Below are 8,020 nucleotides of genomic sequence, written 5' to 3'. Positions count from 1 at the left end.
ATGGCTGTTTTTTGTACAAGAGGTTGTTATCCATTGGGGGGGGGGCTTTTCCGGCGTTTTTGGGGGGCAAGCCCCCCCCCGCCCGTTATTGGGGGTGGGGGTTTGCCCCCGATTGCAATCTCCCCAAACAAAAAAGTCCCCAAGAGATACCCACCTTGAGCATTCAACCGAGTACCTATTCTCCTGACCTCGCAGTGCCTGCTGACAAAAGAGTCTTCGGCGCCCGCGACCTGTTTTCCCTGTGGTTCTCCCTCGGCATCGGCCTGATGGTCCTGCAGACCGGCGCATTACTCGCGCCGGGCCTGGGCTTGTCGGGTGCCTTGCTGGCGATTTTCCTCGGCACTCTGGTCGGCGTGCTGTTGCTGGCCGCTGCCGGTGTGATCGGTAGCGACACCGGCTTGTCCGCCATGGCTGCGCTCAAGCTCAGCCTTGGGGCCAAGGGCGCCAGCCTGCCGGCGCTGCTCAACCTGTTGCAGTTGATCGGCTGGGGCTCGTTCGAAATCATCGTGATGCGTGATGCCGCCAGCCTGTTGGGCACGCGGGCGTTCAGCGAGGGCAGCCTGTTGGCCAGCCCGCTATTGTGGACGCTGTTTTTCGGTGGTTTGGCAACCTTGCTGGCGGTCAGCGGGCCGCTGACGTTCGTGCGCCAGATCCTGCGTAAATGGGGCATCTGGTTGCTGTTGGCGGCCTGCCTGTGGCTGACCTGGAACCTGTTCGCCAAGGCCGACCTCGGCGCACTCTGGGCTCAGGCCGGTGACGGTTCGATGCCCTTTGCGGTGGGGTTTGATATCGCCATCGCCATGCCGCTGTCCTGGCTGCCGCTGATCGCCGATTACTCGCGCTTCGGTAAACGCGCCAAAAGCGTATTCGGCGGCACCGCGCTGGGCTTTTTTATCGGTAATTTCTGGCTGATGAGCCTGGGCGTGGCCTACACCCTGGCGTTCGCGCCGAGCGGTGAAGTAAATGCGCTGCTGCTGGCATTGGCTGGGGCTGGACTGGGGATTCCGCTGCTATTGATCCTGTTGGATGAATCGGAAAACGCCTTTGCCGATATCCACTCGGCGGCGGTGTCCAGCGGGATGTTGCTGCGTTTGAAAGTCGAGCACCTGGCATTGGCCATCGGCGTGATCTGTACCCTGATCGCCTGCCTGGCGCCGCTGGCGCAGTACCAGAATTTCCTGCTGTTGATCGGTTCGGTGTTCGCGCCGCTGTTCGGCGTGGTGCTGGTGGACCATTTTGTCCTGCGCCGTCGCGGCCAGGGCATACCGACTGCTCTGCGCTGGCCGGCGCTGTTGGCCTGGTTGGGTGGGGTTGCTACCTATCACTTGCTGGCCAACGTCTACCCGGATATCGGCGCGACCCTGCCGGCGCTGGTGCTGGCAGGGTTGCTGCAGTTCATGCTTGGGCGAGCCTTCAGCGGCGCGCGGGCACCAGTTCGGGTTTGAGGATGCCTTCCAGGCGCGAGTAAGGGATCTGCAACTCGACGTGGCCCAGGGCGTACGGTGCGATGGTCGAGGTCGGGTACTTGAGGATCACGCCGCCGTAGGTCAGCGCCACGTTCGGGGTTTTCTGGAAGGGGTAGGTCTTCACGAACTCCTGCTCCAGGCTCAGGCGGGTGCTGATCAGCCAGCTATTGTGGGCGACCTGGGCGGCTTTCCAGAATGCGTCTTCCTTGCCCGGCAGCAGCATGTCGGTCAGGGACAGGGCTTTTTGCTGCTGACGCGAATAGTTGATGAACGCGCGGCCCGGCTCGCCATGGGTGGCGCCTTGGTCCAGATAGCTGGACAGTTCGATGATCACCAAGCCGTCATGCTGCTCGCGTACCTTGGCTTGCAAATACATGCTGTTGCGCGGCGCGGCGGTTTTCAGGAACTGCTCGCGGTACGTTTCCAGGCTTGTGGGCAAAGGCTCGTTCGGGGTGGTGCGGGTCATGTCCAGCAGGCGCTGCTCGATCAAGGCGTCGAGCTTGGGCTCTTTGGCAAAGTGCACGGTGTCGATGTTCACCAGCGGGCAGTCGGCGCTGGCGCAGCCCGGCTTGCTCTGCTCGGTGGCGTCGCGAGTGGCTTCCAGCGGGGTGCGATAGCTCGGTTGGAACAGGCTTTGGCAGGCACCGAGGGTCAATGCGATGCAGGCCACGGAGGCAATCTTTAAGAGCGACATGGATGTCCTTCGTCTAACGATAAGAGCGAAATTTGTGGTGCTTCGACTGCCAGCGAGGCAGTCAGTTCGCCACTAAGCTATTTAGAGTGAGTTTGACGTCCGCCGTCTATCCCGGCAACCGGAAAGGGGCTGCACCAAGGGGCGCGAGCGCGTTAGGATGGCGCGAATCGCCCAGGCATAACGAGGAAGGGATATGACGGACATTGCAAAATCGACGCCGAGCACGATTGAAATCGTTAAGCGCGACAATGCCTACAAGGGCTTCTACCAACTCGATCGCGTGCAACTGCGCCACGAGAAATTCGATGGCGGGATGAGCCGGGTGATCAACCGCGAAGTCTTCGTCCGTCACGACGCCGTGTGTGTATTGCCCTACGATCCGCAGCGCGACGAGGTGGTCTTGATCGAGCAGTTTCGCGTGGGCGCCATGGGCCGCGCGGGCAACCCGTGGCTGGTGGAGATGGTCGCCGGCTTGATCGATAAGGATGAGCAACCGGAGGAGGTTGCGCACCGTGAAGCCGAGGAGGAAGCTGGGCTGACCTTCTCCGCGTTGTGGCCGATCACCAAGTATTTCCCGTCGCCCGGCGGCAGCACCGAGTTCGTCCACTTGTACCTGGGCCGTTGCGACAGCACGGGCGCAGGTGGCGTTCACGGCCTGGAAGAAGAGGCAGAAGACATCCGCGTCACCCGCTGGGCATTCGACGATACTCTGCAAGCGGTGCGCGACGGCAGAATTTCCAACGCAGCCAGCATTATCGCCCTGCAATGGCTAGCGCTTAACCGCGCGGAAGTGAGGGGGTTATGGCAGTAAAGGCACGGGAACGTTATCGAGTCGACCTGATCGGGCTGCAAGCGGCCTGCGAGGCCAACTATGCGCGGCTGATGCGCTTGCTTCCCGACATGCGCCACGCCCCCGAGGCGCGGCGTATCGGCGTGACCCATGGCGACCAGATGCTCGGCGTACTGGCCCTGGAAGTTATCGTCAATTGCCCGTACACCACCACCCTGCGCGTGCGCCAGGAACACAGCCTGCCATGGTTGCCGGTACCGCAACTGGAAGTGCAGGTGTACCACGACGCACGCATGGCCGAAGTAATCAGCGCCGAACATGCGCGACGCTTTCGCAGCATCTATCCTTACCCGAATGTGTTCATGCATCAGCCCGATGAAAAAGCCCAGCTCAATGTGTTCCTCGGTGAATGGCTGAGCCATTGCCTGGCACTTGGGCACGAGTTCGAAGTCGTGCGGTAGATGTGAACTGCGTCTGCTTCCTTAGGTTTCCTCTTTGTGTCCTGCCCAGCATAATCGCGCCAACCGTCCATTTCTGTGATTGCCTTGGGAGAACGCCTTGCCGAGCGTATCCACCGTGAGCCCCGACGCTTCGGCGTTGCTGGTGCAACTGTCCGACAGCCACCTGTTTGCCGAGGGCGACGCCACGTTGCTGGGCATGAATACCCGCGAGAGCCTGCAGCGGGTAATCGAATTGGTGCGCGAGCAACAGCCGTCTATCGACCTGATGCTGGCCACGGGGGATCTGTCCCAGGACGGTACGCTTGAGTCGTATCAGCAGTTTCGCGCCTTGACCGCGGCCATCGACGCTCCCGCGCGCTGGATCCCCGGTAATCACGACGAACCGCTCATCATGGCCCAAGCCGCCGAGCACAGTGATTTGCTGGAACCGGTGGTCGATATCGGCCACTGGCGCATTACCCTGCTGGACTCCGCCGTACCTGGCTCCGTGCCGGGTTATCTGGAGGACCAGCAGCTGCAATTGCTCGCTCAATCCTTGAGCGAGGCGCCGGATCGTCATCACCTGGTGTGCTTCCACCACCATCCGGTGTCGTTCGGCTGCGCATGGATGGAGCCCATCGGCTTGCGCAACCCCGAGGCCCTGTTTGCCGTGCTGGACCGCTTTCCCCAGGTAAAGGCCGTGCTCTGGGGCCACGTGCACCAGGAGATCGACCGCGAGCGCAATGGCGTGCGCCTGCTGGCGTCGCCGTCCACCTGCATCCAGTTCGCGCCGGGCAGCGAGGATTTCAAGGTCAGCGAGCAGGCACCGGGCTATCGCTGGTTGCGTATGCATGCCGATGGGCGGTTGGAGACCGGGGTGGAGCGGCTTAAAGATTTCGCCTTTACCATCGATTACGGCAGCAACGGCTATTAAAGACCGTAAACACTCCTCATAACGGTGGGAGATAGCTTGCCCCCAGTTGGATCATCGGCTGCTCACGCCACCCCGATCCCTGTAAACTGCGCCTTTTTCGCGTAAGCATGGAGAGCCCGGCATGTCGGCTTCGATCCTGTATATCCACGGCTTCAACAGCGCGCCGGCGTCCAACAAGGCCAGCCAGTTGATGGGTGTGATGGACGCTCTGGGCCTGGCCGATCAGTTGCGCGTGCCGGCCCTGCATCACCATCCACGTCAGGCAATTCCTCAATTGGAACAAGCCATTGCCCAGTTGGGGCGGCCGCTGCTGGTCGGCAGCTCCCTCGGCGGCTACTATGCAACCCATCTTGCCGAGCGCCATGGCCTAAAGGCGCTGCTGGTCAACCCGGCGGTCAGCCCCCATCGGATGTTCGACGGTTACCTGGGCATCCAGAAGAACCTCTACACCGATGAAACCTGGGAACTGACCCAGGACCATGTGACGGCGCTGGCCGAGCTGGAAGTGCCGGCTCCCCAGGATGCTGCGCGTTATCAAGTGTGGTTGCAGACCGGCGATGAAACACTGGATTATCGCCTCGCCCAGCAGTATTACCGGGCCTGTGCCTTACGCATCCAGGCCGGTGGCGATCATGGTTACCAAGGGTTTGCCCGGCAACTGCCGGCGCTGCTCAGTTTTGCCGGCATTGGCGCAGATCAGTATCAATCCTTCGATTTCTCGGCACTGTAATTGCCTTGCAAACCGCAGGTTACTTTTTAATCGAACGACTCACGATGAGACCCCATGGCCACTCCCAGCGCTAGCTCTTATAACGCCGACGCCATCGAAGTCCTCTCGGGCCTCGACCCGGTGCGCAAACGCCCCGGCATGTACACCGACACCAGTCGGCCGAACCACCTTGCCCAGGAAGTCATCGACAACAGCGTCGACGAAGCCTTGGCCGGGCACGCCAAGTCGGTGCACGTCATTCTTCATGCAGACCATTCCCTGGAAGTGTCCGACGATGGTCGCGGCATGCCCGTGGACATCCACCCAGAAGAAGGCGTACCGGGCGTCGAGCTGATCCTTACCAAGCTGCACGCCGGCGGCAAGTTCTCCAACAAGAACTATCAGTTTTCCGGCGGCTTGCACGGCGTGGGGATTTCCGTGGTCAACGCCTTGTCCACCCTGGTGCGGGTCAAGGTCAAGCGCGATGGCAACGAGTACCAGATGACCTTCGCCGATGGCTACAAAGCCACCGACCTGGAAGTGATCGGCACCGTCGGCAAGCGCAACACCGGCACCAGCGTGTACTTCGCGCCGGACCCGAAATACTTCGATTCGCCGAAATTCTCCATCAGCCGCCTCAAGCACGTGCTCAAGGCCAAGGCCGTGTTGTGCCCGGGGCTGCTGGTCACCTTTGAAGACAAGGGCACCGGCGAGAAGGTCGAGTGGCATTACGAAGACGGCCTGCGTTCCTATTTGGAAGACTCGGTCAGCGACTTCGAACGCCTGCCCAACGAGCCGTTCTGCGGCAGCCTGGCGGGTAACAAGGAAGCCGTCGACTGGGCTCTGCTGTGGTTGCCCGAAGGCGGCGACAGCGTGCAGGAAAGTTACGTCAACCTGATCCCGACCGCCCAGGGCGGTACTCACGTCAACGGTCTGCGTCAGGGCTTGCTGGATGCCATGCGCGAATTCTGCGAATACCGCAGCCTGCTGCCGCGCGGCGTGAAGCTGGCGCCGGAAGACGTGTGGGAGCGCATCGCGTTCGTGCTCTCGATGAAGATGCAGGAGCCGCAGTTCTCCGGGCAAACCAAGGAACGCCTGTCGTCCCGTGAAGCGGCGGCGTTTGTCTCCGGGGTGGTCAAGGATGCCTTCAGCCTGTGGCTCAACGAGCATCCGGAACTAGGCCTTGCCCTGGCCGAGCTGGCGATCAACAACGCCGGGCGTCGCCTCAAGGCCAGCAAGAAAGTCGAGCGCAAGCGCATCACCCAAGGCCCAGCGCTGCCGGGCAAACTGGCCGATTGCGCAGGGCAGGATCCGATGCGCTCGGAACTGTTCCTGGTCGAAGGTGATTCCGCCGGCGGCTCCGCCAAACAAGCGCGGGACAAGGAATACCAGGCGATCCTGCCGTTGCGCGGCAAGATCCTTAACACCTGGGAAGTCGATGGCAGCGAAGTCCTGGCCAGCCAAGAAGTGCACAACATTGCCGTGGCGATCGGTGTCGACCCCGGCGCGGCCGACATGAGCCAGTTGCGCTATGGCAAGATCTGCATTCTCGCCGACGCCGACTCCGACGGCCTGCACATCGCCACCTTGCTCTGCGCGCTGTTCGTGCAGCACTTCCGTCCGCTGGTGGATGCCGGCCACGTCTACGTCGCCATGCCGCCGTTGTACCGGATCGACCTGGGCAAGGAGATCTTCTACGCCCTGGACGAAGCCGAGCGCGATGGCATCCTCGACCGTCTGGTAGCCGAAAAGAAACGCGGCAAGCCCCAGGTCACCCGATTCAAGGGCCTGGGCGAGATGAACCCACCGCAACTGCGTGAAACCACCATGGACCCGAACACCCGGCGCCTGGTGCAGTTGACCCTGGACGATTTCGCCGCCACCAGTGAAATGATGGACATGCTACTGGCGAAGAAGCGCGCCGGGGACCGCAAATCCTGGCTGGAATCCAAGGGCAACCTGGCCGAGGTTCTGGGCTGATGCGCACAGGCTTCGCCCTGGCGATCCTGATGTTGAGCGGGCTGGCAGCGACCACCGTCGCCGCCGCGCCCGTGGTGGAACTCAAACTCGTGTCCGAACACCCGGTGGACGGCATGCGCGGCGGCAACCTGTCGGGGCTGGCGCAGTGCGGTAACGAACTGTGGACGGTGTCCGATCGTGATGACGATCATATTTATCGCCTGGATACCAGTGCGCCCACCTGGCAGGCCGAAGCGGTAAAGATCGAGGTGCCGCCGGTGCCGGACTCCGGCTTGCCCTGGGGGCTGCGCTCGCGTACCAAGGCCGCTTCGTTCATTCGCGGCGGTGACCTGGATTTTGAAGGCATCAGCTGTGATGGCATGGGTAATCAGTACATTGTCAGCGAAGCCCATGCCGCGGTGCTGAAGGTGCCGGTGAGCGGCGCGCCGGAATGGCTGAAAATCGCCCCCGGCATGGTGCGAGAGGCCCGCGCCAGCGGCATGTTGCTGCACTTCAATGCGTTGTTTGAAGGATTGGTGATCAACCCGGAAGGCAACCAGCTCTGGCTGGCGGCCGAGCGCGAGCGGCGCGGGCTGATCTCCATCAAGCGTGCGCAAAGCCTCTGGGATTGCGATGGCCCGTGCGTACTGCTGAGCGAGGCCGGCCAGGAAGTGCAGCCGGCCAAGTTCACCGATGCCAAGGCGGTGTCCAAGGATTTTGCCGACCTGGCGCTGTACAACGGCAAATTGTTTACCCTGGAGCGTAATGCGTTCCAGATTTGCCGGCGCGATGCGGTCACGGCCAAGGTCGAGCTGTGCTGGTCGTTCGCCGACGAAACCCTGACCCCCGAACGCCGCTACGCCCAGCCCTATGGCTTGGCCGAGGCGCTGGTCATTGACGACAGCGGGGCCTGGCTGGGCATCGACAACAATTTCGGCCCCCGGGCCGATGGTGAAAAACGCCCCATGGTCTATCGTTTCGCCGCCCCGGCCGGCGGCTGGAGCGCCCAGCCATGAATCGGCCCCTTT

At 62.1% G+C, this 8,020-nt stretch carries 8 protein-coding genes; 7 read left to right on the top strand and 1 reads right to left on the bottom strand.

Features of this window, described 5'->3' with window-relative positions:
• Positions 1-155: 155 nt before the first annotated feature.
• On the top strand, positions 156-1,445 hold the full coding sequence (gene cytX, locus ACFZPT_RS10195; protein WP_099313054.1) for a putative hydroxymethylpyrimidine transporter CytX: 1,290 nt from the start codon (positions 156-158) through the stop codon (positions 1,443-1,445).
• Here cytX and ACFZPT_RS10190 read toward each other — a convergent pair.
• Positions 1,414-2,160, bottom strand: a complete 747-nt coding sequence (locus tag ACFZPT_RS10190; RefSeq protein ID WP_034095580.1) for an RsiV family protein — start codon at positions 2,158-2,160, stop codon at positions 1,414-1,416. The two genes, cytX and ACFZPT_RS10190, sit on opposite strands and share 32 nt — an antisense overlap.
• A 193-nt stretch (positions 2,161-2,353) precedes the next feature.
• Between ACFZPT_RS10190 and ACFZPT_RS10185 the strand changes: the two genes are divergently transcribed.
• The 6 genes from ACFZPT_RS10185 to ACFZPT_RS10160 all read left to right on the top strand — a co-directional run bounded on the left by ACFZPT_RS10185 (position 2,354) and on the right by ACFZPT_RS10160 (position 8,008).
• Entirely contained in the window at positions 2,354-2,971 is a 618-nt protein-coding gene (locus ACFZPT_RS10185) for an NUDIX domain-containing protein (RefSeq protein WP_379555209.1), read from the top strand.
• Positions 2,962-3,411, top strand: a complete 450-nt coding sequence (locus tag ACFZPT_RS10180; RefSeq protein ID WP_003171323.1) for a DUF1249 domain-containing protein — start codon at positions 2,962-2,964, stop codon at positions 3,409-3,411. Before ACFZPT_RS10185 ends, ACFZPT_RS10180 begins: the two co-directional genes overlap by 10 nt.
• A gap of 97 nt (positions 3,412-3,508) precedes the next feature.
• A complete protein-coding gene (gene cpdA / locus ACFZPT_RS10175) occupies positions 3,509-4,324 on the top strand; it encodes a 3',5'-cyclic-AMP phosphodiesterase (RefSeq protein ID WP_034095582.1) in 816 nt (271 codons plus the stop codon).
• A gap of 121 nt (positions 4,325-4,445) precedes the next feature.
• A complete protein-coding gene (locus ACFZPT_RS10170) occupies positions 4,446-5,054 on the top strand; it encodes a YqiA/YcfP family alpha/beta fold hydrolase (RefSeq protein WP_034095583.1) in 609 nt (202 codons plus the stop codon).
• Positions 5,055-5,108: 54 nt separating this feature from the next.
• On the top strand, positions 5,109-7,013 hold the full coding sequence (gene parE, locus ACFZPT_RS10165; protein ID WP_034095584.1) for a DNA topoisomerase IV subunit B: 1,905 nt from the start codon (positions 5,109-5,111) through the stop codon (positions 7,011-7,013).
• A complete protein-coding gene (locus tag ACFZPT_RS10160) occupies positions 7,013-8,008 on the top strand; it encodes an esterase-like activity of phytase family protein (RefSeq protein WP_099313055.1) in 996 nt (331 codons plus the stop codon). Before parE ends, ACFZPT_RS10160 begins: the two co-directional genes overlap by 1 nt.
• Positions 8,009-8,020 lie beyond the last annotated feature (12 nt).

This window comes from Pseudomonas sp. MD330_10 (genome assembly GCF_042610415.1).
Classification (GTDB): Bacteria; Pseudomonadota; Gammaproteobacteria; order Pseudomonadales; family Pseudomonadaceae; genus Aquipseudomonas; species Aquipseudomonas rhodesiae.
This window is presented reverse-complemented; position numbering and strand designations above follow the sequence as displayed.